Genomic DNA, 23,734 nt, shown 5'->3' with positions numbered 1-23,734 from the left:
ATGGATACCGCCAAAGCCGTCAAAGCCACCGCCCACCAGCTCGCACGGCTGATCTACGCTCTGCTCACCCAAGGCCAGGCCTATATCGAGCAAGGCATCGCCACCTTCGAGGCACATCGCCATGATCGCCAGCTCCGCGCCTTGCAACGCAAGGCCCACAAACTCGGCTTGGCCGTGGTCGAGATCGCCTGAAAACGGTCAATACACACCCCTTGGAAAACAAAGGGTTAAGGGATGTTAGATAGGAGGAGTGGCAAGCAGCACCGATCGTGTCACGGATCTGAGGTTGTCGGCCCAGGGCCCGGACCCGGAACCCAGACTCGGAACCAGACTCGGAACCTTCCTCTTGGAACTTCGAACTTTCACTTCCCCCCGACGACCACACTGAGCATCCCGACGGAGCCATGCTCGATGCCGTCCACCGGGAAGCTCACGGACTCCGCATCCCGCTGTAGCCCGATCACGTAGAGTAGCGGGAGATAGTGGTCCGGCGTGGGCACGGCCTGATCCGCGTGGTCCAGGGCGTGCCAGTCGCACAGCGCCTCGTGATCGCTGTGGACGAGACACTCACGCACCAGCTCGTTGAACCGCTGTGCCCACGGTAGCGCTGGGGCTGCTTCGTCCCAGTTCATGGTGCGCAGGTTGTGCACGACGTTGCCGCTGCCGATGACGAGCACACCATCGTCCCGCAATGGCGCCAGGCAACGGCCGAGCTCATAGTGCTGCCACCCCGGGGCATCGGCATCGATGCTGAGCTGGACCACCGGTACCCGGGCCTGCGGATAGGCATGCACCAGGACGGACCAGCTCCCGTGATCCAGGCCCCAGGACCGGTCGCCGCGCACCGCCTCCGGCCCGAGCAACCCGCGCACCCGTTCGGCGAGCCCGGGATCCCCCGGCGCCGGGTAGCTCACTTCGTAGAGCGGCTGCGGAAATCCGCGAAAGTCGTGAATCGTTCGGGGCCGCGGGCTGGTGGTGACGAAGCTTCCATGGGTGTACCAATGCGCCGAGATGCTGAGAATCGCCCGCGGCCGGGGCAGGCGATCGCCCAGCGCGCGCCAGGCACGGCTGTAGCGGTTATCGCCGAGAGCATTCATGGGGTTGCCGTGCCCGATGAACACGGCCGGCATGGGGCTGGAGACGTCACTCATGAGCCTCACCTCTCAGTGGAGGCATTCACCGCAAGTGTGGAGCACCCGAGACGTCGATGGTAGGGGGAGGCGTAGCGGGCGATACTCAAGTGCGAACAGCTCACGATCACCGGCAGCCCAGCGGCATGGCTTGCAGGAGCTCACGAGCACCGTCGACGATCGCCCGCGATGTGACAGTGGCCGCGGTAATGGCGTCGAAACGGCCACCTTCACGCACCAGCCGCCACTGCTCGTCGGGCGGATCGCCCAGGCCGTGTCCCACGAGCCGACGGGTCAGTCCGGCCTCCCCGAGGGTACGCCCCAAGCCGATCTGCTCATGGTGCTCGGGAATCGCGAGCGCGACGATTTCTCCGTCACCATCCACCGCCATGCGCAGCCGCACTGTCCCGTGCATCCCGTTGACGGCCGTCTCGACCACGTCGAGGGTCTCACTGGCGCACAGGACGCTCACGCGCAATGCGGGGATGCCGCCCGGCCGCCCCGGGCATCGCCGCACGACCCGCAAGCGTTGACACCGGCCATCCAGCAAGGCATCCAGTCGCAGATTCATCGCCTTCTGCGACGCCCGCGCGATCTCGCCGCGCAATGCCCACTCCGCCACCGTGGCCGCGAACACGGCCACGGTGGCGACAGCACCCACCACAGCGGCCGCCCACAGGACTCGGGCGGCTACCGTTGCCCGCGACACATCCGCTCAGGCGCCGTTGGCGGCCACCCCTTCCCGGGCGATGCGCATGGCCTCGGTGAGGACGTCGATATCACCGATATGGTTGCTGAGCAGCAGAATGAGCTTGGCGTTGGCCAGGCGGCTCTCTTCCTCCGACAGATCCCGGTGCATATCCATGAGCGCTTCGTAGAAGTCGTCGCCGCGCTCCAGCCGGGGATCCACGTGCAAATGTTCCATTGGCATGGCTCTCCTCCTCGTACAGCCGTCGGATCACGCGTCCAGCGCACACGCCCGCTGGATAGCGGCGTTCGCGCGCTCGGGCACGAGATGCCGCCAGCGGGCGGCAACGTGCTGATCCGGCCGCAGCAGGTAGACGGTCCCCGGGCGGCCGTCGTAACGCTGCGCCACCAGGCCCTCGGTATCCTCGACACGCACCGCCTCACCCGTGCCCGTTGCCCCCTTACCCACCACGACGACGCGCAACGGTGGCTCGAACTCACGTACCGCCTCGATGGAGGCACGAAGCGATGTCGATGGACCACCGGCATCGTCGGCAAAGGCCAGCAATGTGAATTCGCCGCCCAGGTGACCGAGCAACCAGTCATCACCCGTATCGGTACGCACCGGCGCATCCGGGCACGGCGAGCCCGGCACCACCCGGGCGTCGAAAGTGTCTCCGTCGGGGGTGTTGAGCGGCGAATCCCTGAGCACGGTGGGCACGGACAGGCGGCCACTGTTGACCAGACGGCGCGCGAATGGATAGTCCTCGGCGAGCATCAGCGTGGCGTCGCGAAACGCGCGGCTCACTGGACTCTTGGGCGTAATGAAGTCCGTGCTGCGGCTGGAATTGAGGATGTTCTCGTCGGCGGCGACGGTGCGCTCGTAATCGTAGCTCGTCAGCAGCGCGTCACCGCCGCGCCCGGCGAGCACCCGGTCGAGCTTCCAGGCCAGGTTGTCAGTGTCCTGCACCCCGCTGTTGGCGCCGCGGGCGCCGAAGGGCGAGACCTGGTGCGCCGCATCGCCGGCGAACAGAATGCGCGGACTCGGGCGCATGCTGGCGACACGCCGGCACTGGAACGTGTAGACACTCACCCACTCCAGCTCGAAATCGACGCCGTCACCCAGCATCGCGCGAATGCGCGGGATCACCCGCTCGGGCTTGCGCTCCTCGTCGGGATTGGCCTCCCAGCCGAGCTGGAAATCGATCCGGAAGACGTTGTCCGCCTGCCGGTGCAGCAGTACCGACTGGCCCGGATGAAACGGCGGGTCGAACCAGAACCAGCGCTCGGTGGGAAAATCCGCGTGCATCACCACGTCGGCGATCAGGAAACGGTCACGGAAGACCTGTCCTTCCGCCTTCAGCCCGAGCATATGGCGGACGGGGCTGCGCGCCCCGTCCGCGGCAATGAGGTAGTCGGCGACCAGGCGATAATCGCCCTCGGGAGTCGCCACCGTGAGGTGGACGCCATCGTCATCCTCGGCGACGGCGGTGACCTCGTTACGCCAGCGGATGTCGGCGTCCGGCAGTGCCTGAAGCCGCTCGATGAGAAACTCCTCGACGTAGTACTGCTGCAGGTTGATGAACGCGGGGCGGCGGTGTCCCTCCTCGGGCAGGAGATTGAAGCTGTAGACTTCCCGGTTGCCGAAAAACACCCGCCCCAGGTTCCAGGTAATGCCCTTGTCCACCATGCGCTGGGCGCCACCGAGGCGGTCGAATACCTCCAGGGTACGCTTGGCGAAGCAGATCGCCCGCGAGCCCTCGCTCACCCCATCGCCCGCCTCCAGTAGCACCACCGGTCGGCCGCGCTGGGCAAGATCGATGGCCGCAGCGAGGCCGATGGGACCGGCCCCGACGACCACCACCGGGTGCCGGACCGGCTCCGCGGCGTCCTGATCCGGCGAGCGATGGTATTCGAATACGGGGCACTCATGAGAAGTGGGCATGGTGATCCTCCCCGTTCAACCCGCGAGGGCTTCCCACATCTCGCGATCGCGCTCGGCGGTCCAGATACGGGGGTCGGGATAGTCACCGGCCTCGTCGTAGGCGCGGGTCACATCGAACGGCATGCAGTGCTCGAAGATGACCCAGTGCCCGTACTTGGGCTGCAACTCGGCCACGACCTCGTCGTAGGTGGCCTTCAGGTCCTTGCCGGCATCCCGGCAACGCTTCACGCCCTGATACAGATCGGTGACGAACGCCTGGGTGCCCGCGATGGCCCGCTCGCATTCGTCGGCCCCCTTCAACGCTTCGCCGCGGCCGGGAACCAGGGCCTTGGGAGCGAGGTCGCGCAGGCGCCCCAGGGTATCCGGCCAGTTGCGATGGTAGGCGTCGCCGGTGTAGGGCGTGGCGCCATACTCCACCAGATCACCGCTGAACAGCACCCTATCGTCAGGCAGCCACACCACGGTATCGCCCTTGGTGTGACCACGGCCGAGCTGCATGATCTCGACACGACGCTCACCCACCCACAACGTCATGTGGCCCTCGAAGACCACCGTCGGCCAGGTCAGCCCCGGAATGGTATCTGCGCCCTGGAACAGACGCGGGAAACGGCCGAGCTCCGAGGCCCAGTCCTGCTCGCCGCGCTCGACGATCAAATCGTAGGTATCGCGGCTGGCGAGTATCTGCTCGGCGCCGTAAGCGGAAGCGCCCAGCGTGCGCACGGCATGATAGTGCGTGAGCATCACGTACTTGATGGGCTTGTCAGTGACCTGGCGGACGCGCTTGATCACTTCCTCGGCCATCAACGGGGTAGCCTGGGCATCGATCACCATGACGCCGTCGTCGCCCACGATGATGCCGGTGTTGGGGTCACCCTCGGCGGTATAGGCGTAGGCGCCGGGCGCCAGCTCCTCGAAGGTGATTTCCTTGGGCGTCATATCGCCTGCGGAAGCGAACTCTTTGGCCATGGCAGCACTCTCCAGCGTTGCGGGGGGGAGAAACAGGCTTCGCCGTTACCGGCGAAGCGCGGGGATGTCGGTGCGCCTGGGGCCGGGCCCCAGGCGGGCAGTCATTCACTCGTTGGTCAGCACCCAGTCACCGTTGCGGATCTCGAGCATGCGAAAGGCCGTGAGATCGAGACCGAGATGATCCTCCGGCCCCATGTTGAACTCACCGCCGGTGCCCATGAGACCGGAGGTATTCTCAATGGCGTCACGCACTGCGGCCTTGTCGGTGGTACCCGCCTGCTCGATGGCGTTCACGGCGATCATAAGACCATCGTAGGCGTGACCGCCGAAAGTGGAGACGGACTCGTTGAACGTTGCCTCGTACTCGCTCTTGTAGGCGGTGACCACGGGCTTCTGCGGGTCGTCGTCGGGCAATTTCTCGGCCACGAGCAGTGCAGCTGCGGGCAAGCGGACCCCATTGGCGGCCTCGCCGGCGAGCTCGATGAACTTCTTCGAGGCCACGCCGTGGGACTGGTAGAACGGCAGATCCAGCCCGAGCTGGTCATAGTTGCGGGTGACGATCGCCGGCCCCTGACCGAAGCCGAAGTTCAGAATCGCCTCGACCCCGTCGGTGTTGGCGATATTGGTCAGCTGCGCGGTCATGTCCGTGTCGTTGGGGCCGTAGGTCTCGTCGGCGATGATCTCGACGTCATAGTCGCCCACCACGTTCATGGTCTGTTCCCGCCCGGATTTGCCGAATCCTCCGGTACCGGAGATCAGACCGATCTTCGTGATGCCGCGGCTCTGCATGTCCTCGAGGATCTTGCGGGCAGCCATGCGGTCGGTGTGCGGGGTCTTGAACACCCACTTCTTGACCGGGTCGATGATGGACACGCCGCCGGCGAGGGATATGAAGGGAATCTGGTAACGCTCCACCAGCGGAACCACGGCCATGGTGGTGCCGGTGGTGGTACCGCCGACGATCAGATCCACCTGGTCGGAGGTGACCAGACGCTTGGCGAAGGTGCGCGCCTTGCCGGCGTTGCCGGCGGTATCGTAGTGCACCAGCTCCAGCTGGCGGCCGTTGATACCGCCCTCTTCGTTGATTTTACCGATCCAGTGCTCAAGGGTCTTGAGCTCGGGATCCCCCAGGAATGAGGCGGGACCGGTGACCGCCAGGAAGCTGCCGATGCGAATCGGCCCGTCCTGTGCGGTGGCGGGCGACAGACCACCGATCACCATGCCGGCGACACCGGCGACTAGGCCTGCCCTTTTCAATACTGCTCGCAACATTTTGCACTCCTCCTGCTGCCGCGCGAGGCGGTGATACCGATGGCGCCGCCGGGGTGACGACCCATCGCGCTGCTCGTCGCGGGCGGTCGGTGATCGGCACCGCCACCAGCGTCGAAACTATTTTTGATCGAAATCATTGTCAAGTACCGGCTCTTCAGCCCAAGGCCGGCGACTCATCGCTACATACCCAGGTAGGCCCGGCGCACGCCCTCATCGGCAAGCAGCTCCGCGCCACTGCCCGACAGGGTGATGCCGCCGGTCTCGAGCACGTAGCCCCGATCCGCGATCGCGAGCGCCCCGGAGGCGTTCTGCTCCACGAGCAAGACGGTAATGCCCTCCTCGCGCAGGCGCTCGACCGTACGGAAAACTTCCGCGACCAGCAGCGGGGCAAGCCCCATGCTGGGCTCGTCGAGCAGGATCAACCGCGGCCGGGTCATCATCGCGCGGCCGATGGCGAGCATCTGCTGCTGACCGCCCGAGAGCGTACCGGCCGCCTGGTGGCGCTTCTCGGCGAGGACCGGGAAGAGCTCGTAGACGTGTTCCAGATCCTGTCGCACTTCCTGCTTGCGGCCACGCGTGTACGCACCGAGGATGAGGTTGTCGGCCACGCTCATCGGCCCGAATACCTGCCGGCCCTCCGGCACCTGGGCAATGCCCTCGGCAACGCGGCGCTCGGCGGGCATCGTCGTGACGTCCTGTCCGGCGTACCGCACGACCCCGCGGGTAGCCGGCTGCAGGCCCGAGATCGTGCGCAGCAGGGTCGTTTTCCCGGCGCCGTTGGCTCCGACGAGCGCGACGATACGCCCCCGCGGAACCACCAAGTCCACTTCCCGTAACGCCTGAATGCGGCCGTAGTGGGTATCGAGCCCGGTCACCTCCAGCAGGTTCTCCGCCGCCCGTTCCGGCACCTCCCCGGCTTCGGCATGCGTCATCCCGAGGCCGATGGGGGTGGGCGCGTAGTTCACGATCTGGCGGTAGAGCGCCTGGAAAGCCTCGGTCTGCTGCTCACCGAACAACGGATCGTCATTGTCGGCGAACGCACGATTGACCTCCCGCCAGTCCTCGTCGGTGAACACACGGCGGGCGACAGGAATCACGTCCGACTCCTCGCGCCGCAGATGGGCGCGCTCGAACTCGACGAAACGCCCGACGGCCTGCTCGAAACGCTCACGGCCTTCCGGATAGGCCGCCACGTGCGCCTCCAGCGACGCTCGGGCCTCGGCCACAAGCGCCGGCCCCTCCTCGTGCTGAGCCTCGAGCTCGTCGAGCACTTCACTGAGCCCCGGCTCGCGCTTGCGCAGCAGGCGGAAGAGATAGTCGTCCTCCTTGGGGTGATGAACGCGGTCGGCGTAGAGCTCTATGTAGTCGAACATCGTGGCGAACAGAGCGCGATCAGGCCGTTCACCGGCCTCGCGATACTCGCGCACGAGGGCATCGGCGGTATCCAGCACCCGCCAGATACCGTTGTGCTCGCGTTGGATGACAGCGATTGCGTCGGTCATGTCTGTCCTTCCCTCATGGGCAAGCAGGCCCTAAGCGGCGCCCAGATAGGCCGAGATCACCTCGGGGTCGTGCCGAATCTCGGCGGCCGTGCCCTCGGCGAGCTTCCTGCCGTAGTTGAGTACAAGTATGTGCTCGGAGATGTTCATGACGAGCTTCATATCGTGCTCGACGAGCACCACCGTCACGCCGCTGTCAGCCACCTTCTTTATGAGATCGTCGATCTCCGCGGTCTCGTTGGCGTTGAGACCGGCAGCGGGCTCGTCGAGGAGCAGCATTCTCGGCTCCGCGGCGAGCGCACGGGCGATCTCGAGGCGTTTCAATGCGCCGTAGGACATGCTGTCGGCGTTGCTGCGCACATACCGCGCGAGCCCCACGAATTCCATCAGCTCCGCAGCGTACTCGCGGCAGCGGCGGTCGCCGCGAATCACCGACGGCAACCGCAGCAACGCCGGCAGGAATCGGCGGTCGAGGCGCAGGTGATTACCCACCATGACGTTCTCGATGGCGGACATGTTCATGCAGACCTGCAGGTTCTGGAACGTGCGACTCATGCCCAGGCGCGCCAGCTCATGTGGCGCCATGCCGCGGGTATCCTGGTCCGAGAAGGTGATACGCCCGCCGGTGGGCGTGTACAGCCCGGTGATCAGGTTGAACAACGTCGTCTTGCCGGCGCCGTTGGGCCCGATCACTGAATGGATGCTGCCCTCGCGAATCTCGAAGGACAGGTTGGCGATGGCCTGCACGCCACCGAACGACTTCGTGAGGCCGTCCACGGTCATCAGCGCGGTCATCTCTACCCCTCCCTGCGAAGCCGGGCCGCGACGGTGGGCACCAGGCCCCGCGGCATGAAAATCATCACGCTCATCAGGATCGCGCCGAAGATCACGATCTCCAGGTCGTCGAAACCGGTAAGCAACTGCGGCAGCAATGTCAGGATTACTGCGCCGATGAGCGCGCCGTAGGTCGAGGCCATGCCGCCGAGCACGACCATGGTCACGAACTCGATGGAATGGAAGAAGCCGGCAAGATCCGGGGTGATGAACCCCGAATAGTGAGCCGTGGCGGTTCCCATGAGGGCGGCGAACACCGCCGAGACGACGAAGATCAGCACCTTGTAGTTGCTGGTGTTCACACCCGCCACCTGGGCGGCGACCTCGGAGCCGTGCACGGCCCGCAGAGCGCGCCCCACCGGCGAGTCGACGAGGTTCAGCGCGAGCCACACCGCCAGCACCAGCAACGCGGCCATGACCCAGTACCACTTCGTCTCGCCGAAAAGCTCCCAGCCGAAGAGGCTGATCGCCGGCACGATCATGCCGTCGGGCCCACCCGTGAGCCAGCCCTCGGTGGAGATCACGATGGAGATGAGAATGCCCAGGCCGAGCGTGGCCATCGCCAGGTAGTGTCCGGACAGGCGCAGGATGGGCCGCGCCACGACGAAGGCAAGCACGCCCACGACAATCAGCGCGGCCACGATGGACAGTAACGGATGCCAACCGTAGACCCCGCTCAGGATACCGGTCACGTAGGCGCCGAGACCGTAGAAGCCGGCATGCCCGAGACTTATCTGGCCGGCGTAGCCAATCAGCAGATTCAACCCCACCGCGACCACCGCGTTGATGAGAATGTGGATGGCGACGTCATAGTGATAGGGGTTGGTAAACACCAGCGGCAGCGCCACCAGCACCACGGCGAGCACGGGCAGACCGGCGTACGGGCTTTGCAAACGATTCCACATGATTCAGACGCGCTCCGTTCCACGCTTGCCGAACAGGCCACTCGGCATGAAGAACAACACCAGCAGGATGATCACGAAGGGCACGGCATCCTTGTAATCGGAGGAGATGTAACCCGCGGCCATCGCCTCCATGAGGCCCAGCAACAGACCGCCGGCAACCGCGCCCACGGCGCTGCCGAGCCCACCGAGGACCGCCGCCACGAAGCCCTTGAGCCCCAGCATGATGCCGACGTCATACGAGGTCAGGGTGATGGGGGCCGAGACGACACCGGCGATGGCCCCCAGCGCTGCCGCCAGGGCAAACGCGAGCATCAGCACCAGGCGTGGATTGATCCCCACCATGCGCGCGGCATCCTTGTTATGGGAGACCGCCAGCATCGCCTTGCCGGTGAGCGTACGATTGAAAAAGAACGCGAGCGCGACAACGAGCACGGCGCCGATCCCCAGCACCCAAAGACTCTGGGGCAGCAATGTCGCACCCATGACACGAATCGGTTCGTCCCCGCTGAACGCAGGCACGGCGTGGTAGGCCTTGCCCCAGAAATACTGGGCGAGCCCGCGCAGCACCAGAGAGGCGCCGATGGTGATGATGATCAGCGGCACGATCTCGGCACTGCCCGCCCGCTCGATGGCGAACTTCTCGAGCAGTACGCCTGCCACCACCGCCAGCGCAACCGCCGCGAGAATCGCCAGCGGCATGGGCACACCGGCGGCCATGATCATGACCGTGCCCATGCCGCCGATCATGAGAAACTCGCCCTGGGCGAAATTGATCACGTGGCTGGCATTATAGATAATCGCGAACCCGAGACCGACCAGGGCGTACGTCGCGCCGGTGGTCAGTCCCGAGAACAGGTACTGCAGAAACTCGCCGAACATGGCTCTCCCCTCAACGTGCGACACTCACCACGCACGATGCAGACCGAACTGGACAATAGAACTCAGCGGCGCCACGACGCGCCGGGATACAACGAACTTCCGTCCCAGGACACTAGGTGGGTTGGCGCGATGATCGCTGCCTGCATGAATCTCCTCCCCGGCGGGGTTGCCGACCCCGTGCGATTGACTGGGCGTAGCGCGTCGGGCTGCGTTGTGGCGCGCGAGCGGCAGCCCGCTTTACCGCAAGGGTAGTCCGGCCTTTATTTTTGATCCAAATCGTTTACAGCCGGCACCGGATGCGTGCATCGCGATACAGATACCGTAAAATACGGTCTTTGAAAAGTATCAAAATATGATCGTCCCGTGAAAGCATCTCGCGACACGGGCTGACGACGTGATACAAAGGGCACCCCATGGCACGCTCCAAAGTCATCGACGAGCTCATCGAGGAGTTCCGCAGCCGCCGGCCGATGCGCGCCGGCTCGTTGATCATCACGGTCTACGGCGACGCCATCGCGCCGCGCGGGGGCACAGTGTGGCTCGGCAGCCTGATCCGGGTACTCGAGCCCCTCGGCCTCAACCAGCGGCTGGTGCGCACCTCGGTATACCGGCTTTCCAAGGAACGCTGGCTAACGTCCGAGCAAATCGGCCGTCGCAGCTACTACAGCCTCACCCGCAGCGGCTGGCGCAGCTTCGAGCGCGCCTACCAGCGCGTCTACGCAGAACCGCACCTGCCGTGGAACGGCGAATGGACGCTGGTGATCACCTCCGAGGTGAACAACGACCGCCGCGAAGCACTGCGCAAGGAGCTGGCCACGCTCGGCTTCGGCGCCTTCGCCCCCGGTGTCATGGCGCATCCGCTTCCGCCGAATGATGCGCTCACCGCCGCGCTCCAGGATCTGGACGTGCAGGGCGAGGTCATCGTGATGCACGCCCGCAACGACGGCTTGCCCACGTCACGGCCACTCAACCGCCTGGTCCGCGACTGCTGGAACCTCGATCAGCTCGCCGTGGAGTACGAGGAGTTCCTCGACCGCTTTCGACCCGTGTGGCGCGCCGTGCGCTCCGCCAAGCGCCTCGACCCGCAGCAATGCTTCCTGGTCCGCACGCTGCTCATCCACGAAGTGCGACGGCTGCTGCTGCGCGACCCGCAGCTCCCCGACGACGTGCTCCCCGGCGACTGGCACGGCGCCGCCGCGCGACTGCTGTGCCGCAACCTCTACCGCGCCACCTACGCCCAGGCGGAGCAATACCTGAGCGACCACCTGCAGACCGCGGAGGGGCCGTTGCCCGAGCCGGCTCCCTACTTCTACCGCCGCTTCGGCGGACTGTGAGCGACGCGGTGGAGCCGCGCTGCGGCAGTCGCAAGTTGCAAATGGCAAGCTGGAAGTCGCGCGGCGGCAATCGCCATGCCGTTGCCAAACACCAGTAAGAACTAAGATTTCAGCATGGAGGAGCTGCGCCGTAGGCCGGCGACAGGCGAGCGGCAGCGAACCCGTGACCGGTATGGACGCATCACGGCCGCAGGCCGTTCGTCAGCACGTCGGGGCACACGTTTCAGGTACCGAATCGCGCACGGTAACGGCACCACGGTGCGAACGCGCTACTTTCGACTTCGAACTTTTCACTGGCGAGCGGCTTCGCCGCGACGCCCCCTCATTCAACTCGAATCCTGCCACTCGAAACCCGCGACCACGGAGCATCGACCATGGAACTCAACGGCAAGCTCATCTGGATCACTGGCGCCAGCAGCGGCATCGGCGAAGCGACGGCCAAGCGCCTCGCCGACGCCGGAGCCACCGTCGCCTTGTCCGCGCGACGTGCCGAGCAACTCAAGGAAATCGAGCACGCGATCGGCGAGCGCGGCGGCAAGGCACACACCCTGCCCATGGATGTCACCGACAAGGACAGTGTCACCCGCGTCGGCGACGAGCTGGAGGACCTCGGCGGCGTCTCCGCGCTCGTGAACAACGCGGGCATCATGCCCCTGTCTCCGCTGCTGAGCGGCCGCGTGGACGAGTGGGAGCGCATGATCGACGTCAACCTGCGCGGGGCGTTGTACGCGATTCACGCGGTCCTCCCGGCGATGGCGAAGCGCGAATCGGGACACGTAATCAATATCAGCTCAGTGGCGGCACGTGTCACATTTCCGAGCGCCGCTGTCTACTCCGCCACCAAGGCCGGCCTCAGCGCCGTCTCGGAAGGGCTGCGCCGGGAGGGACTGCGCTACAACATCCGCGTGACCGACATACAGCCGGGTGCAGTGGATACCGAGCTGCCCGAAGGCATCTCCCACGAGCGAGTACGCGAGGCGGTCCGCGAGAACCTGTATGCCGAGGGATCGCCCATCCTGCGGGCCGTGGACATCGCCGAAGCGGTGTACTATTCGCTCACCCAGCCCGACCACGTGGACATCAACCAGATTCTGCTACGCCCCACGATCCAGGCGGACTGAGGCGATCATGCATCGCGCCGGCGACCGCGGCGGACGCGGCCGTTGGCTCCCCTTCGAAGGCGCATCTTCAAATGACACAAATCATTGACGAGGCCTGATCGTTATGTATCATCATCTAATAACCGGATCGTAACCCCGGGTGGGCATTCGCCCGCCCTACCGCCTCCGGGGGAGGAGCGACATGTACAGCCAGTTCGTGGATACCGGCAGCCAGAAGGTCCAGTCCGCCGAGGATCTGGAGGGCCTGGAGCGCGAATTCCAGCAGCGGGTCGATGAGGAGATCACCATCGAGCCGCGGGACTGGATGCCGGAGAAGTATCGCCAGACTCTGATCCGTCAGATCTCCCAGCACGCCCACTCGGAGATCGTGGGCATGCTGCCCGAAGGCAACTGGATCACCCGTGCGCCGAACCTGCGCCGCAAGCTGATCCTGCTCGCCAAGGTCCAGGACGAAGCGGGCCACGGCCTGTACCTCTACAGCGCCGCCGAGACCCTGGGCGCCGCGCGCCAGGACCTCATCGACGCGCTGCACTCGGGCAAGGCGAAGTACTCCAGCATCTTCAACTATCCCACGCCCACCTGGGCGGACATCGGCGCCATCGGCTGGCTCGTGGATGGCGCGGCGATCGTCAACCAGATCCCCCTGTGCCGGTGCTCTTACGGACCCTACGCCCGCGCGATGGTGCGCGTGTGCAAGGAGGAGAGCTTCCACCAGCGCCAGGGCTACGAAATCATGCTCGAGCTCTGCCGCGGCACCGACGAGCAAAAGCGCATGGCCCAGGAAGCATTCAACCGCTGGTGGTGGCCGTGCCTGATGATGTTCGGCCCGGCGGACGGCGATTCCGTGCACTCGCAGCAGTCCATGGCGTGGAAAATCAAGCGCCACACCAACGACGAGCTGCGCCAGCGTTTCATCGACCAGACCGTGCCCCAGGCCGAGTACCTGGGCCTCACCGTCCCGGACCCGGACCTCGTTTGGAACGAAGAAACCGGTCACTACGACTACGGCGAGATCGACTGGGACGAGTTCTGGAACGTGTTGAAGGGCAACGGCCCGTGCAACCGCGAGCGTATCGAGACACGCCGCCGGGCTTACGACGACGGCGCCTGGGTACGCGAGGCCGCTCAGGCCCATGCCGACAAGCGCGCCGCGCGCGCTCGCCACGCGGCCTGACAGCGAGGAGGACGAGACATGAAAGACTGGCCGCTGTGGGAAGTGTTCATCCGCAGCAAGCACGGGCTCGCGCACAAACACGTCGGCAGCATTCACGCCGCCGACGAGACCATGGCCATCGAGAATGCGCGCGAGGTCTACACCCGGCGTAACGAGGGCGCGAGCATCTGGGTGGTGCGCTCGGCGGACATCGTCTCCTCCGCGCCCGGGGACAAGGAGATCCTCTTCGACCCCAGCGACGACAAGGTCTATCGGCATCCGACCTTCTACGAGGTGCCCGACGAGGTCGAGAACCTCTGAGCGCGAGGCATGGACATGAGCGACGATCGTAACCGCTACCTGTACGTGCTGCGCCTCGCCGACAACGCGCTGGTCCTGGGCCAGCGGCTGTCGGAGTGGATCGGCCACGCGCCGGCGCTCGAGGAGGAGATGGCCACCGCCAACGTGTCCCTCGACCTCATCGGCCAGGCGAAGTCATGGTTGGAATACGCCGCCGAGCTCGGGGGAGACGAGCGCGACGCCGACACCCTCGCGTTTCACCGTGACGTGCTGGATTTCCACAATACGCTGCTGGTGGAGCAGCCGAACGGGGACTACGCGCTCACCATTGCGCGGCAGTTCCTCTTCGACGCCTTCCACATGCCCCTGCTGGAACAGCTCTCCCGCTCCGGGGACGAGCGTGTCGCCGAGATTGCGGCGAAATCCGCGAAGGAAGCGGGCTATCACATCCGGCGCAGCAGCGAATGGATGATCCGCTTCGGCGACGGCACCGACGAAAGCCACCAGCGCGTACAGGCGGCCGTCGACCGGCTGTGGCCCTACACTGGGGAGCTGTTCACCGGTGACGCGCTGGACGAGGCCATGCATCAGGCAGGCGTGGGCGCCGATCTTGCCGAGGTGCGCGAACAGTGGTCGGCGACAGTGGACGAGGTCTTCGCCGAGGCAACGCTGAGGCGACCCGAGGACGGCTGGATGCAGTCCGGTGGCAAGCAGGGCGAGCACAGTGAGCACCTGGGCTTCCTGCTCGCCGAGATGCAGTTTCTCCCGCGAGCCTACCCCGATGCGCGCTGGTAGCACCGTACAGCCGGCGCCGTGGAAGGCCCGCGAATGGCTGGCACAGGTGACCGATCCCGAGATCCCGGTGCTCACCATCGAGGACCTCGGCATCCTGCGCGACGTTCGCTGGGATGGCGACGAGCTGGTCGTGACCATCACCCCCACCTACTCGGGGTGCCCGGCCATGCGCACCATCGAGCAGGGCGTACAGGACGTGCTTCATGCCCACGGCGTCGAGCGCGTCCGCGTCGAAGAGCAGCTCTCGCCGGCATGGACCACCGACTGGCTGAGCGATGCAGGCCGCGAGAAGCTGCGTGCCTACGGCATCGCACCACCGGCCGGGCGGGCGACGAGCAAGCGCGCGCTGTTCGCGCCGCTGCCCGCCGTCGCCTGTCCCCGGTGCGGCTCCACCAATACCACGCGCGTGAGCGAGTTCGGTTCCACGGCCTGCAAGGCGCAATACCGCTGCGACGACTGCCTGGAGCCCTTCGACTACTTCAAGTGCCTCTGATCGCACCGCGGGCACCGAGGAGAGAAGACGACCCATGTCCCGATTCCATGAACTGACCATCGCCAACGTCCGCCAGGAGACCCGTGACACGGTTTCCATCCGCTTCGACGTGCCGGAAGAGCTGCGCGACACCTATCGCTACGAACCCGGCCAGCACGTGGCGCTGCGCACGTGGATCGACGGCGAGGAGGTAATGCGCACCTACTCCATCTGCACCGGCGTGCAGGACGAGGAGCTGCGCGTCGCGGTCAAGCAGCAACCCCACGGACGCTTCTCCAGCTTCGCAAACGGTGCGCTCAAGGCTGGCGACCGCCTCGAGGTCATGCCCCCGGCGGGCCATTTCAACGTGCCCTTCGAGCCGGACAACGCCAAACACTATCTGGCCTTCGCTGCGGGCAGCGGCATCACCCCGGTCATGTCGCTGGCGCGCACGGCGCTCGCCACCGAGCCGGAGAGCCGCTTCACCCTCGTCTACGGCAACCGCGCGACGCCGAGCGTGATCTTCCGCGAGGAGCTCGAGGACCTCAAGAACACCTACATGGGCCGGTTCAACCTCGTCCATGTGATGAGCCGCGAGCGCACGGACATCGAGCTCTTCCACGGGCGCATCGACGCCGACAAGTGCCGCGCGCTCTTCCGCCACTGGATCGACCTGGAGGACGTGGACGAGACGTTCATCTGCGGCCCCGAGCCCATGATTCACGGCGTTTCCGCCGCGCTCGAGGAGCAGGGGATGCCGAAGGCGCGGATCCATTTCGAGCTGTTCACCCAGCCGGGCGAAGCCAAGCGGCGCCATGAGGCCCGGGTACAGGACCTCCAGGCCGATCACTCGACGAGCGAGATCGCGGTGCGCGTCGACGGCCAGGAGACGCTCTTCGAGCTGCCGCGCAACACCGACAGCGTTCTGGACGGCGGTCTCGCCGCCGGCGCCGACCTGCCGTTCTCCTGCAAGGGCGGAGTCTGCTCCACCTGCCGTGCCCGCGTGATCGAGGGCGAGGTGGAAATGGACGTCAACTACGCTCTGGAAGACTACGAGGTGGAGGCGGGCTACGTGCTCACCTGCCAGAGCTATCCGGTGACCGACCGAGTAGTGCTCGACTACGACGACTGACAGCGGACGGGGTGCGACCCACCGTCGCACCCCCGACCACGGCGCGATCAGGTTGGTATCCTCACGCTTTGAGCGTAACGACGCACCCGCGGGGGGCATCGGGTATCGACGTGCCAACGACCGACCATCGACCGCAGTCGCCCACCGTAACGGCCACGGAATCCGAGCTCGCCGCCACCGCAAGGCTCATCGCGCGCCTGCGCTGGGGGCTTACCGCGCTCCTCACTCTCGCCGCCCTGGCGGCGAATAGCACGCCTGCCACCCAGGTCTGTCTCGCCGCCGCCGGCGTCGTCCTCACCATGAATCTGGCCCAGGCATTCGACCGCCTGCGGCCCACGAGCGCGACAGCCATTACCGTGCTGCTCGCCGTCGACACCACAGCGCTCGCTGCTGGGCTCATGGTCACCGGCGGTGCCACCAACCCCCTGGTGGGGCTGCTGGTGGTCCCCCTCGCCATCGCCGGTGCCACCCTGGGCGCCGGCGCAGTTGCCGCATTGCTGGCCCTGACCGTGGCGCAGTATGGCGGTCTCGCGCTCTGGCACCTGCCACTCCCCCTGCCGAACGCCTCCATGGCGACGCTGTTCCACTGGCACGTGCTCGGCATGTGGGGAACCTTTGCCGTCACCGCCGTGCTCCTGAGCGCGAGCCTGCTGTTTCTCGGACAACGGTTGCGCCGGCGCGAGGCAGAGATACAGCGCGTGCGCCAACAGCTGTTACGCCGCGAGGCCGTAGTCGCCGTGGCCACCGAAGCGGCCGTGACGAGTCACGAGATCAGCACGCCGCTGTCCACCGCGCTCATGCTCGCCGAAGAAGCGGCCGAGGAACCTGACCTCGACGACGAGACCCGCGAGCGCCTCGGCGAGCTCGGGACGGCGCTCGCGAGCTGTCGCAATGCCCTGCTGCGCCTGCGCCGCATTGCCGTGGAAGCCCGTGATGACCGAACCGAGACACTGGCGCTGCCCGATCTCATCGCACGCGTTGCCGAGCGTTTCCGCGCGCTCAACCCGGAGACGCGCCTGGAGGTGAACCTCGCCGAGACGGCACGTGGCCTGGCACTTGCCATCGAGCCGCATGCAGTGATCGCCGCGTTGCTCAACCTTCTGGACAATGCTGCCGAAGCCGGTGGGGACGCACCGGTGCAGCTCACCGCCGAACGCTGTGACGAACACGACGATCCCGGCGTGCGCGTGCGAATCAGCGACGATGGCCCCGGGCTGCCGCCCGACTTCGAAATCGACCCTTACCCGACGTCGTCGAAGGATGGCGGGCTCGGCGTCGGAGTACTTCTCTCCCACAGTACCCTGGAGCGCTTCGGTGGCCGGCTCACCTGCTATCGCAACGTGACCGGCGGGACAACGCTCGAAGTGCGGCTGCCGGCCCGGAACCCATCAGCATGAGAAAAGCGCAGGCGCACACGATGCTCACCGTGCTCATCATCGACGATGACGAGACTTTCCGCCGCACCCTGGCACGGCGGCTGACGCGGCGCGGCCACAGCGTCACCCACGTGGGCACTCCGGCCGAGGCGCGGGAGGCGATCCTCGGCCAGCAGCCGGCGGTAATCGTCCTCGACCTGCGCCTCGCCGAGGCCTCGGGTCTCGACCTCCTGCCCGAGCTGCGCGCCGGGGCGCCGGCAAGTCGCATTCTGGTCCTCTCCGGCTTCGCCAGCGTGGCGGCCACTGTCGCCGCCATGCGCGCCGGCGCCGACGATGTCCTCGCCAAACCCGTGGATATCGAGACACTGCTGGCGGCCGCCGCGGGGCGGTCGGCGAGCGCCGACCCTGACTGGACGCCGCTGAGTCCCGAGCGCGCCGAGTGGGAACATATTCAGCGCGTACTCCACGAGTACGCCGGCAACATCTCCGCCACCGCACGGGCGCTGGGCATGCACCGGCGCACGCTGCAGCGCAAGCTCGCCAAGCATTCGCCGCGTTAGCGCCGTGTGCTACGTCGCCGTCGCTATGCGACAAAGGGTCACACCCATAGCGCGACGCCACCGGCGTATCATGCCCGGGTTACGACGACCCTGGCATTCCGGGAGGATCCCATGCACCGACTGCTGCGTTCCGTGCTCGCCACCGCTACGCTCACCGCAGTGACCGCGGCGGCGGCGCACTCCTTCGAGGCCGGCGCACTCACTATCGAATCCCCCTGGGCACGGGCGACGCCGCCGGGCGCACCGTCGGCGGCGGTGTACTTCACCGTGACGAGTGACGGCGCCGCGGACCACCTCACCGGTGTGAGCGTCGACGAGGCGATAGCCGCCCACGCCTCGCTGCACCGCACTGTCCGCGAGAACGACACCGCACGCATGGAGCCTGTGGATACCGCGCCGGTTTCCGCACAGCGACCGCTGGTCTTCGAACCCGGGGGCTACCACGTCATGCTCACCGGGCTGAAGAAGACGCTCGCCGAAGGCGACCGGTTTCCCATAACCCTCGAGTTCGCCCAGGCAGGCGACGTCGATGTGGAGGTCACCGTGGAGCCGCTCACCGGCCGGACGAACGACCACGCTGGCAAACACCACTGACGTCTAGCGCGCACGGCCCCACGACCCGGGCGGGCCGATCACCATCTCCAGGGCGCTGACATTCGCAGTGCGCACCGGTTGCCCGTTCTCGCGTAGCGGACATGCAGCGAAGCTGCCGCGGGTAGCGGACAACGGCACACTCCCCACACGCCATCTACCCGGCGTGACGCGCCTGGCGCAGTGGCGACGCGGTCAGACGCCGCTCGCCGCTGCGAACGCGGCGCCCGTCGTCCACAATGCGGTAACGACAAGCACAACGACGACCTGAGGAGGCGAGGTCATGGCGCTGCCCGCTCATTGCCGCATCGGCGACGGCCCTCGGCCGGTGATTATGCTCCACGGCTGGTTCTCGGACCACACCGGCTACAGCCCGCTCTACCCCTGGCTCGACGGTGAACGCTTCAGCTTCGCCCTGGTGGACGCCCCCGGATATGGCGGCTCCCGAAACCTCGATCTGCCGCACTCCGTTGAAGGTATGGGCCGGGCGGCACTCGCGGTCGCCGATCACTTGGGCTGGCACGAATTCAACGTCGTGGGCCATTCCATGGGCGGCAAGGCGGCGCAGTGGCTGTGCACCTACGCCGAGGATCGCATCCGGCGTGCGGTGGGCATCACACCGGTTCCGGCGAGCGGCGTGGCATTCGACGCCGATGGCCGCCGGCTTTTCGAATCCGCCGCCCACGACGCCGACGCACGCCGGACAATTCTCGATGTGACCACTGGCTCACGCCTGGGCGAGCTGTGGCTGGAACGCATGTGCCGCGGGTCGTTCTCGGCATGCGAGGAATCCACTTTCGCCGCCTACTTCACCGATTGGGCGGACGAGGATTTCGCCGGCGCCCTCCACGGCTGCGACACGCCTTTCCTCGCCCTGATCGGCGCCTACGACGGCGCCATCACCGAGGAGGTCATGGCGCAGACACTGGGGGATTGGCTGAATGCGTGCACCATCGAAACAGTCGACGGCGCCGGCCACTATCCCATGGTGGAAACCCCCACTTGGCTCGCCGCGCGGCTGCACACATTCCTGGCCGGGTAGACAACGTCGCGGCGAAGCCACTCGTTTTTGTAAGTGAAAAGTTCAAAGTTTGAAGTTGAAAGTGGCAATCGTCGCCCGCGGTGCCATACCCTCTTGGGACTTGCAACGTTCGACTTTCGACTCATGCGCTCCAGCGCATGCTCACCCCCGGTGCCCGAGCCGGCGGGAGAGATCGGCGGCGGCGGCGCTGACGGCCCGTGCATTGGTACCGTCGACTGACTCGTCGAAGGATGCGGCGTAGCCCAGCGCCGTGACGGCACCCGCGATCTCGTCCTGATGGTCGAAGACCGGTGCCGCGACGGCGGCAACGCCCGGTAGCAGATCACCGGAGACCGTCGCCACACCCGCCTCGCGGGTAGCCTCGATGAGCCACGCCACCGCCTCGGCGTCCAGCCTCGCACCCGGGGAGGCAAGTTCCGCGTCCAGCAACGGCTGAACCACGGCTCGCGCGCCCCAGGCAAGGAATGCGCGGCCCGTGGCCGAGTTGATCAGCGGCATGACCGAGCCCAGACGCACGTTCACCGTCACCGCCTCGGAGCTCTCGAGCCAGCGCACCACTGTCGGGCCACGATTACCCCAAACGGCGAATAGCACCGTTTCGTCGAGCGCGTCGCGCAGACCGTGCAGCGCCGCGTCGGCCAGCCTTACCAGGTCGAGCCGCCGCAGGGCGGCCATCCCAAGCTCCAGCGCCAGTGGCCCGAGATCATAGCGGCCGCTGTCCGGCTGCTGCTCCACCAGACCCGCGCGTGTAAGGCTCACCAGGTAACGGTGGGCTTTCGCCGGCGCAAGCCCGGCCCCTCGGGCCAACTCACCAAGCCCCATGCCGCCGTCCGCCGCGGCCAACACCGCCACCAGACCCAGCCCGGTCTCCACCGAACGCACGCCCTGCTGGGACCGTTCATCTGCGCTCATCAACCTCGCCTCCACGAATGCTTGACGGATACGATACCTGGAATTACGTTTTTCATAACTAATTACATTATACAGAACACAGGAGGAGACCATGTCCGTCGCACGTACCCAGCAGACTCAGTCGAGCGACGACACGCCCACCATGCGCTATTCCATCTTTTCGGTGCAGGATCACTACCCGGAAACCGCCTACCCGGGCCACAAGCGCACCGTGCCCCAGCTCTACCAGGAGGTCACCGACCAGGCCCGACTCGCCGACCGCCTGGGTTACGACACGTTCTTCGTCGCCGAACACCACTTTCACGAGTACGGCGCCGTTCCCAACCCGGCGGTGATGCTCGCGCATCTGGCGGCACAGACCCAGCGCATTCGGCTCGGCTCGGCCATCTCCATCCTCACCTTCCACGACCCACGCGTGGTGGCCGAGAGCTACGCGATGCTGGACAGCCTATCCGGCGGGCGTCTGGTAATGGGCGTGGGTTCGGGCTATCTCAAGCACGAGTTCGAGGGCTTCGGCATCGACGGCGCGGAGAAGCGCGAGCGTTTCGACGAGAATCTGGACCTGGTCAAGAGACTGCTCGCCGGGGAGCGCGTCACGCACCAGGGCACGTATCAGCACCTCGACGGTGTGCAGCTCAACGTGCCGCCGGTGCAGCAGCCGCATCCGCCGATCAAGGTGGCCGTCCTGCGCGCCGAGGCGGCGTACCACGTCGGCCGTGCCGGCCACGATCTGGTGTCCGTGCCCTACGCGTCGGTGGACGATTGGGACGAGATCGCGCCGCTGGTGACGAGCTTCCGCGAGGGCCGCGAAGCGGCCGGTCGCCCGGTGGGTCCGGACGACGCCATCCTGGCGCTACACACCCACGTCGCCGAGACCGACAAGGCCGTGCGCCGCAACACGGAGAAGCCCTTCGACCTTTACGTGGACTCGCGGCTGTACGCGAAGAAGCAGACCTTCGACGACATCCTGGCGAGTGGTCTGTCCCTGTTCGGTACGCCGGAGACGGTCGCGGACAAGCTCGTCGAGCTCCACGAGATGGGCGTACGCCACGTGATGATGCTGCAGAACTTCGGGCACATGCCCCCGGAGACGGTAGAACGCTCGATGACGCTCATCGCCGAGGAGGTGATGCCGCGCGTCGAGCAGCGGCTCCGGCGCGAGGCCACGGCGTAAGGGGGGAGCACCATGGTGACGGCAACTGCGACCGGCAACACGCCCTCCCCGACACGGGAGGCCATCGATCCGCGCGCACTGCGTAACGCTCTCGGCTGCTACGCGACCGGAGTCGCCGTGGTCACGGCCCTCGCCGACAGCGATACGCCGGTGGGGCTCACCGTCAACTCGTTTACGTCCGTGTCCCTGGATCCGCCACTGGTGCTGTGGAGTCTGTCGCGGCGCTCACCGAGCCGAACGGCATTCGAGCAAGCCTCGCATTTCGCCGTGAACGTGCTCACGGCCGAGCAGCAGGCGCTGTCGAACCGCTTCGCCACGCCCCGGCCGGACAAGTTCGCTGGCGTGGAGTGGCAGCGCGGGCACGGCGGCGCCCCCCTGCTCGCCGACTGTCTGGCCTGGTTCCAGTGCCGGCGTCACCTGTGCCACGACGGTGGCGATCACATCATCCTGCTCGGTCGCGTGGAAGCATTCGACCATGAACCGGAACGGGATCCGCTGGTCTTTCTCACCGGCCGCTATCACCAGGCCCAGCCGACCGGCGCCGCCGGTTACTAATAAACGACAACGAGATCACTCGAGAGGAGAGCATCATGCGAGGACGTTTCACGACCCGGCTGTGGGCGGGCCTGGCCCTGATCGGACTGACTCTGGGCACCGCGGAGGCGCAAGAACCGATACGCGTCGGCGGTTTCATGCCCGTGACGGGCCCCGCCTCCTTCCTCGGAGATCCCGAAGAGAAGACGCTGGAGCAGTACGTCGAGCACCTCAACGACAACGGCGGACTGCTCGGCCGTGAGCTGGAGCTCATCACCTACGATACCGCCGGCAATGCCGCCAAGGCGCGGACTTTCGTCAAACGCCTGATCACCTCGGACAACGTGGATGTCATCATCGGCGGGCTTACCGGCAGTACCATGGCCGTGATTCCGGTGATGGAACGCGCCCGCATGCCGTTCATCAGCCTCTCCGGCTCTGTGGCACCCATCGAGCCCCCACGGAAATGGACGTTCAAGACGCCACAAACCGACCGCATGGCCGCCGCGCGCGTATTCGACGACATGCGCAAGCGCGGCATCGAGCGGATCGGTCTGCTCTCGGGCAGCGGCGGGTTCGGATCCTCGGGGCGCAAGCAGGCACTCGCCATCGCCGGGAATCACGGTATCGAGATCGTCGCCGACGAGACCTACGCGCCCAAGGATACCGACATGTCGGCGCAGCTCACGCACATCGCCAATACCGAGGGCGTACAGGCGATCTTCGTATTCGGCTTCGGTCAGGGGCCGGCCATCGCGACGCGTAACTACCACCAGCTCGGCCTGGCTCTGCCGCTCTACCAGTCCCACGGTGTCGCCTCGAACAAGTTCATCGAGCTCGCCGGCACGGACGCCACCGAGGGTGTGCGCCTGCCGGCACCGCCGCTGCTGGTCGCCGAGCAGATGCCGTCCGACGACCCGCAGAAAGCGGTCCTGATGGCCTACAAGCAGGCCTACGAGTCACGCTTCGACGAGCCGGTCTCTACCTTCGGCGGTTACGCTTACGACGGCCTCATGCTGTACACGGAAGCGGTGAAGGCCGTCAGCACCACCGATCGTGCGGCAGTGCGCGACGCCATGGAGGCCATCGATGGCTACGTGGGCGTCACCGGCATCTTCCGC

25 protein-coding genes and 1 pseudogene are annotated in these 23,734 nt (G+C 66.3%); 15 read left to right on the top strand and 11 right to left on the bottom strand.

Annotated elements, in window-relative coordinates:
• Window positions 1-192: pseudogene (locus ACPEES_RS20480) on the top strand (IS110 family transposase); the annotation flags it as partial.
• Window positions 193-362: 170 nt separating this feature from the next.
• Here ACPEES_RS20480 and ygiD read toward each other — a convergent pair.
• The 10 genes from ygiD to ACPEES_RS20430 form a co-directional block, all read right to left on the bottom strand.
• Entirely contained in the window at window positions 363-1,151 is a 789-nt protein-coding gene (ygiD, locus tag ACPEES_RS20475; RefSeq protein ID WP_435105767.1) for a 4,5-DOPA dioxygenase extradiol, read from the bottom strand.
• A gap of 106 nt (window positions 1,152-1,257) precedes the next feature.
• Window positions 1,258-1,791: an FMN-binding protein gene (locus ACPEES_RS20470; RefSeq protein ID WP_435105766.1), complete on the bottom strand. Its 534-nt coding sequence runs from the start codon at window positions 1,789-1,791 to the stop codon at window positions 1,258-1,260.
• A 54-nt stretch (window positions 1,792-1,845) separates the two neighbouring features.
• Window positions 1,846-2,061 (bottom strand): DUF2783 domain-containing protein, encoded by a 216-nt coding sequence (locus ACPEES_RS20465; protein ID WP_435105764.1) that lies wholly within the window; start codon window positions 2,059-2,061, stop codon window positions 1,846-1,848.
• A gap of 27 nt (window positions 2,062-2,088) precedes the next feature.
• Window positions 2,089-3,762, bottom strand: a complete 1,674-nt coding sequence (locus ACPEES_RS20460) for an FAD-dependent oxidoreductase (protein WP_435105761.1) — start codon at window positions 3,760-3,762, stop codon at window positions 2,089-2,091.
• A gap of 15 nt (window positions 3,763-3,777) precedes the next feature.
• Window positions 3,778-4,728, bottom strand: a complete 951-nt coding sequence (locus tag ACPEES_RS20455; RefSeq protein ID WP_435105759.1) for an MBL fold metallo-hydrolase — start codon at window positions 4,726-4,728, stop codon at window positions 3,778-3,780.
• Window positions 4,729-4,833: 105 nt separating this feature from the next.
• Window positions 4,834-6,000 carry an ABC transporter substrate-binding protein gene (locus ACPEES_RS20450; RefSeq protein WP_435105757.1) on the bottom strand — a complete coding sequence of 389 codons (1,167 nt, stop codon included), beginning with the start codon at window positions 5,998-6,000 and terminating at the stop codon, window positions 4,834-4,836.
• A gap of 179 nt (window positions 6,001-6,179) precedes the next feature.
• Window positions 6,180-7,502: an ATP-binding cassette domain-containing protein gene (locus ACPEES_RS20445; RefSeq protein ID WP_435105755.1), complete on the bottom strand. Its 1,323-nt coding sequence runs from the start codon at window positions 7,500-7,502 to the stop codon at window positions 6,180-6,182.
• Between the two features lie 30 nt (window positions 7,503-7,532).
• Window positions 7,533-8,294, bottom strand: a complete 762-nt coding sequence (locus ACPEES_RS20440; protein ID WP_435105753.1) for an ABC transporter ATP-binding protein — start codon at window positions 8,292-8,294, stop codon at window positions 7,533-7,535.
• A gap of 2 nt (window positions 8,295-8,296) precedes the next feature.
• Window positions 8,297-9,238 (bottom strand): branched-chain amino acid ABC transporter permease, encoded by a 942-nt coding sequence (locus ACPEES_RS20435; protein ID WP_435105750.1) that lies wholly within the window; start codon window positions 9,236-9,238, stop codon window positions 8,297-8,299.
• A 3-nt stretch (window positions 9,239-9,241) separates the two neighbouring features.
• Window positions 9,242-10,117 (bottom strand): branched-chain amino acid ABC transporter permease, encoded by an 876-nt coding sequence (locus ACPEES_RS20430; RefSeq protein ID WP_435105748.1) that lies wholly within the window; start codon window positions 10,115-10,117, stop codon window positions 9,242-9,244.
• A 413-nt stretch (window positions 10,118-10,530) separates the two neighbouring features.
• Between ACPEES_RS20430 and paaX the strand changes: the two genes are divergently transcribed.
• The 11 genes from paaX (at window position 10,531) to ACPEES_RS20375 (ending at window position 19,993) form a co-directional block, all read left to right on the top strand.
• Complete coding sequence (gene paaX / locus ACPEES_RS20425) at window positions 10,531-11,451, top strand: phenylacetic acid degradation operon negative regulatory protein PaaX (RefSeq protein ID WP_435105745.1); 921 nt, start codon at window positions 10,531-10,533, stop codon at window positions 11,449-11,451.
• A 374-nt stretch (window positions 11,452-11,825) separates the two neighbouring features.
• Window positions 11,826-12,572, top strand: a complete 747-nt coding sequence (locus tag ACPEES_RS20420; protein ID WP_435105742.1) for an SDR family oxidoreductase — start codon at window positions 11,826-11,828, stop codon at window positions 12,570-12,572.
• A gap of 181 nt (window positions 12,573-12,753) precedes the next feature.
• Window positions 12,754-13,746 (top strand): 1,2-phenylacetyl-CoA epoxidase subunit PaaA, encoded by a 993-nt coding sequence (gene paaA, locus ACPEES_RS20415; protein WP_435105739.1) that lies wholly within the window; start codon window positions 12,754-12,756, stop codon window positions 13,744-13,746.
• An 18-nt stretch (window positions 13,747-13,764) separates the two neighbouring features.
• Window positions 13,765-14,046: a 1,2-phenylacetyl-CoA epoxidase subunit PaaB gene (gene paaB, locus ACPEES_RS20410; protein WP_435105737.1), complete on the top strand. Its 282-nt coding sequence runs from the start codon at window positions 13,765-13,767 to the stop codon at window positions 14,044-14,046.
• A gap of 15 nt (window positions 14,047-14,061) precedes the next feature.
• A complete protein-coding gene (gene paaC, locus ACPEES_RS20405) occupies window positions 14,062-14,820 on the top strand; it encodes a 1,2-phenylacetyl-CoA epoxidase subunit PaaC (RefSeq protein ID WP_435105735.1) in 759 nt (252 codons plus the stop codon).
• Window positions 14,807-15,313 (top strand): 1,2-phenylacetyl-CoA epoxidase subunit PaaD, encoded by a 507-nt coding sequence (gene paaD, locus ACPEES_RS20400; RefSeq protein ID WP_435105733.1) that lies wholly within the window; start codon window positions 14,807-14,809, stop codon window positions 15,311-15,313. The genes paaC and paaD overlap by 14 nt, the downstream gene beginning before the upstream one ends.
• A 34-nt stretch (window positions 15,314-15,347) precedes the next feature.
• On the top strand, window positions 15,348-16,424 hold the full coding sequence (gene paaE / locus ACPEES_RS20395; protein ID WP_435105730.1) for a 1,2-phenylacetyl-CoA epoxidase subunit PaaE: 1,077 nt from the start codon (window positions 15,348-15,350) through the stop codon (window positions 16,422-16,424).
• 110 nt (window positions 16,425-16,534) lie between these two features.
• Complete coding sequence (locus ACPEES_RS20390) at window positions 16,535-17,821, top strand: sensor histidine kinase (RefSeq protein WP_435105728.1); 1,287 nt, start codon at window positions 16,535-16,537, stop codon at window positions 17,819-17,821.
• Window positions 17,818-18,360: a response regulator transcription factor gene (locus ACPEES_RS20385; protein WP_435105726.1), complete on the top strand. Its 543-nt coding sequence runs from the start codon at window positions 17,818-17,820 to the stop codon at window positions 18,358-18,360. The genes ACPEES_RS20390 and ACPEES_RS20385 overlap by 4 nt, the downstream gene beginning before the upstream one ends.
• Window positions 18,361-18,471: 111 nt before the next feature.
• Entirely contained in the window at window positions 18,472-18,954 is a 483-nt protein-coding gene (locus tag ACPEES_RS20380) for a copper chaperone PCu(A)C (RefSeq protein ID WP_435105724.1), read from the top strand.
• 280 nt (window positions 18,955-19,234) lie between these two features.
• Window positions 19,235-19,993: an alpha/beta fold hydrolase gene (locus ACPEES_RS20375; protein ID WP_435105722.1), complete on the top strand. Its 759-nt coding sequence runs from the start codon at window positions 19,235-19,237 to the stop codon at window positions 19,991-19,993.
• 141 nt (window positions 19,994-20,134) lie between these two features.
• Here ACPEES_RS20375 and ACPEES_RS20370 read toward each other — a convergent pair whose 3' ends face one another.
• Window positions 20,135-20,905 (bottom strand): IclR family transcriptional regulator, encoded by a 771-nt coding sequence (locus tag ACPEES_RS20370; protein ID WP_435105720.1) that lies wholly within the window; start codon window positions 20,903-20,905, stop codon window positions 20,135-20,137.
• Window positions 20,906-20,996: 91 nt separating this feature from the next.
• Between ACPEES_RS20370 and ACPEES_RS20365 the strand changes: the two genes are divergently transcribed.
• The 3 genes from ACPEES_RS20365 to ACPEES_RS20355 form a co-directional block, all read left to right on the top strand.
• A complete protein-coding gene (locus ACPEES_RS20365; protein WP_435105718.1) occupies window positions 20,997-22,079 on the top strand; it encodes an LLM class flavin-dependent oxidoreductase in 1,083 nt (360 codons plus the stop codon).
• Window positions 22,080-22,091: 12 nt separating this feature from the next.
• Window positions 22,092-22,634 carry a flavin reductase family protein gene (locus ACPEES_RS20360; RefSeq protein WP_435105716.1) on the top strand — a complete coding sequence of 181 codons (543 nt, stop codon included), beginning with the start codon at window positions 22,092-22,094 and terminating at the stop codon, window positions 22,632-22,634.
• A 35-nt stretch (window positions 22,635-22,669) separates the two neighbouring features.
• A partial coding sequence (locus ACPEES_RS20355; RefSeq protein WP_435105714.1) for an ABC transporter substrate-binding protein occupies window positions 22,670-23,734 on the top strand: 1,065 nt, incomplete at its 3' end.

Origin of the sequence: Arhodomonas sp. AD133 (assembly GCF_051195215.1) — a bacterium.
GTDB lineage: Bacteria > Pseudomonadota > Gammaproteobacteria > Nitrococcales > Nitrococcaceae > Arhodomonas.
Note: the sequence above shows the minus strand (reverse complement) of the source record. Positions and strands in the feature narration are given on the sequence as shown.

What these genes read in the sequence shown, in the direction of transcription:
- ygiD (WP_435105767.1), bottom strand. Translation starts at nt 1,151, where the DNA reads ATGAGTGACGTCTCCAGCCCCATGCCGGCCGTGTTCATCGGGCACGGC.
- ACPEES_RS20465 (WP_435105764.1), bottom strand. Translation starts at nt 2,061, where the DNA reads ATGCCAATGGAACATTTGCACGTGGATCCCCGGCTGGAGCGCGGCGAC.
- ACPEES_RS20460 (WP_435105761.1), bottom strand. Translation starts at nt 3,762, where the DNA reads ATGCCCACTTCTCATGAGTGCCCCGTATTCGAATACCATCGCTCGCCG.
- ACPEES_RS20455 (WP_435105759.1), bottom strand. Translation starts at nt 4,728, where the DNA reads ATGGCCAAAGAGTTCGCTTCCGCAGGCGATATGACGCCCAAGGAAATC.
- ACPEES_RS20450 (WP_435105757.1), bottom strand. Translation starts at nt 6,000, where the DNA reads ATGTTGCGAGCAGTATTGAAAAGGGCAGGCCTAGTCGCCGGTGTCGCC.
- ACPEES_RS20445 (WP_435105755.1), bottom strand. Translation starts at nt 7,502, where the DNA reads ATGACCGACGCAATCGCTGTCATCCAACGCGAGCACAACGGTATCTGG.
- ACPEES_RS20440 (WP_435105753.1), bottom strand. Translation starts at nt 8,294, where the DNA reads ATGACCGCGCTGATGACCGTGGACGGCCTCACGAAGTCGTTCGGTGGC.
- ACPEES_RS20435 (WP_435105750.1), bottom strand. Translation starts at nt 9,238, where the DNA reads ATGTGGAATCGTTTGCAAAGCCCGTACGCCGGTCTGCCCGTGCTCGCC.
- ACPEES_RS20430 (WP_435105748.1), bottom strand. Translation starts at nt 10,117, where the DNA reads ATGTTCGGCGAGTTTCTGCAGTACCTGTTCTCGGGACTGACCACCGGC.
- paaX (WP_435105745.1), top strand. Translation starts at nt 10,531, where the DNA reads ATGGCACGCTCCAAAGTCATCGACGAGCTCATCGAGGAGTTCCGCAGC.
- ACPEES_RS20420 (WP_435105742.1), top strand. Translation starts at nt 11,826, where the DNA reads ATGGAACTCAACGGCAAGCTCATCTGGATCACTGGCGCCAGCAGCGGC.
- paaA (WP_435105739.1), top strand. Translation starts at nt 12,754, where the DNA reads ATGTACAGCCAGTTCGTGGATACCGGCAGCCAGAAGGTCCAGTCCGCC.
- paaB (WP_435105737.1), top strand. Translation starts at nt 13,765, where the DNA reads ATGAAAGACTGGCCGCTGTGGGAAGTGTTCATCCGCAGCAAGCACGGG.
- paaC (WP_435105735.1), top strand. Translation starts at nt 14,062, where the DNA reads ATGAGCGACGATCGTAACCGCTACCTGTACGTGCTGCGCCTCGCCGAC.
- paaD (WP_435105733.1), top strand. Translation starts at nt 14,807, where the DNA reads ATGCGCGCTGGTAGCACCGTACAGCCGGCGCCGTGGAAGGCCCGCGAA.
- paaE (WP_435105730.1), top strand. Translation starts at nt 15,348, where the DNA reads ATGTCCCGATTCCATGAACTGACCATCGCCAACGTCCGCCAGGAGACC.
- ACPEES_RS20385 (WP_435105726.1), top strand. Translation starts at nt 17,818, where the DNA reads ATGAGAAAAGCGCAGGCGCACACGATGCTCACCGTGCTCATCATCGAC.
- ACPEES_RS20380 (WP_435105724.1), top strand. Translation starts at nt 18,472, where the DNA reads ATGCACCGACTGCTGCGTTCCGTGCTCGCCACCGCTACGCTCACCGCA.
- ACPEES_RS20375 (WP_435105722.1), top strand. Translation starts at nt 19,235, where the DNA reads ATGGCGCTGCCCGCTCATTGCCGCATCGGCGACGGCCCTCGGCCGGTG.
- ACPEES_RS20370 (WP_435105720.1), bottom strand. Translation starts at nt 20,905, where the DNA reads ATGAGCGCAGATGAACGGTCCCAGCAGGGCGTGCGTTCGGTGGAGACC.
- ACPEES_RS20365 (WP_435105718.1), top strand. Translation starts at nt 20,997, where the DNA reads ATGTCCGTCGCACGTACCCAGCAGACTCAGTCGAGCGACGACACGCCC.
- ACPEES_RS20360 (WP_435105716.1), top strand. Translation starts at nt 22,092, where the DNA reads ATGGTGACGGCAACTGCGACCGGCAACACGCCCTCCCCGACACGGGAG.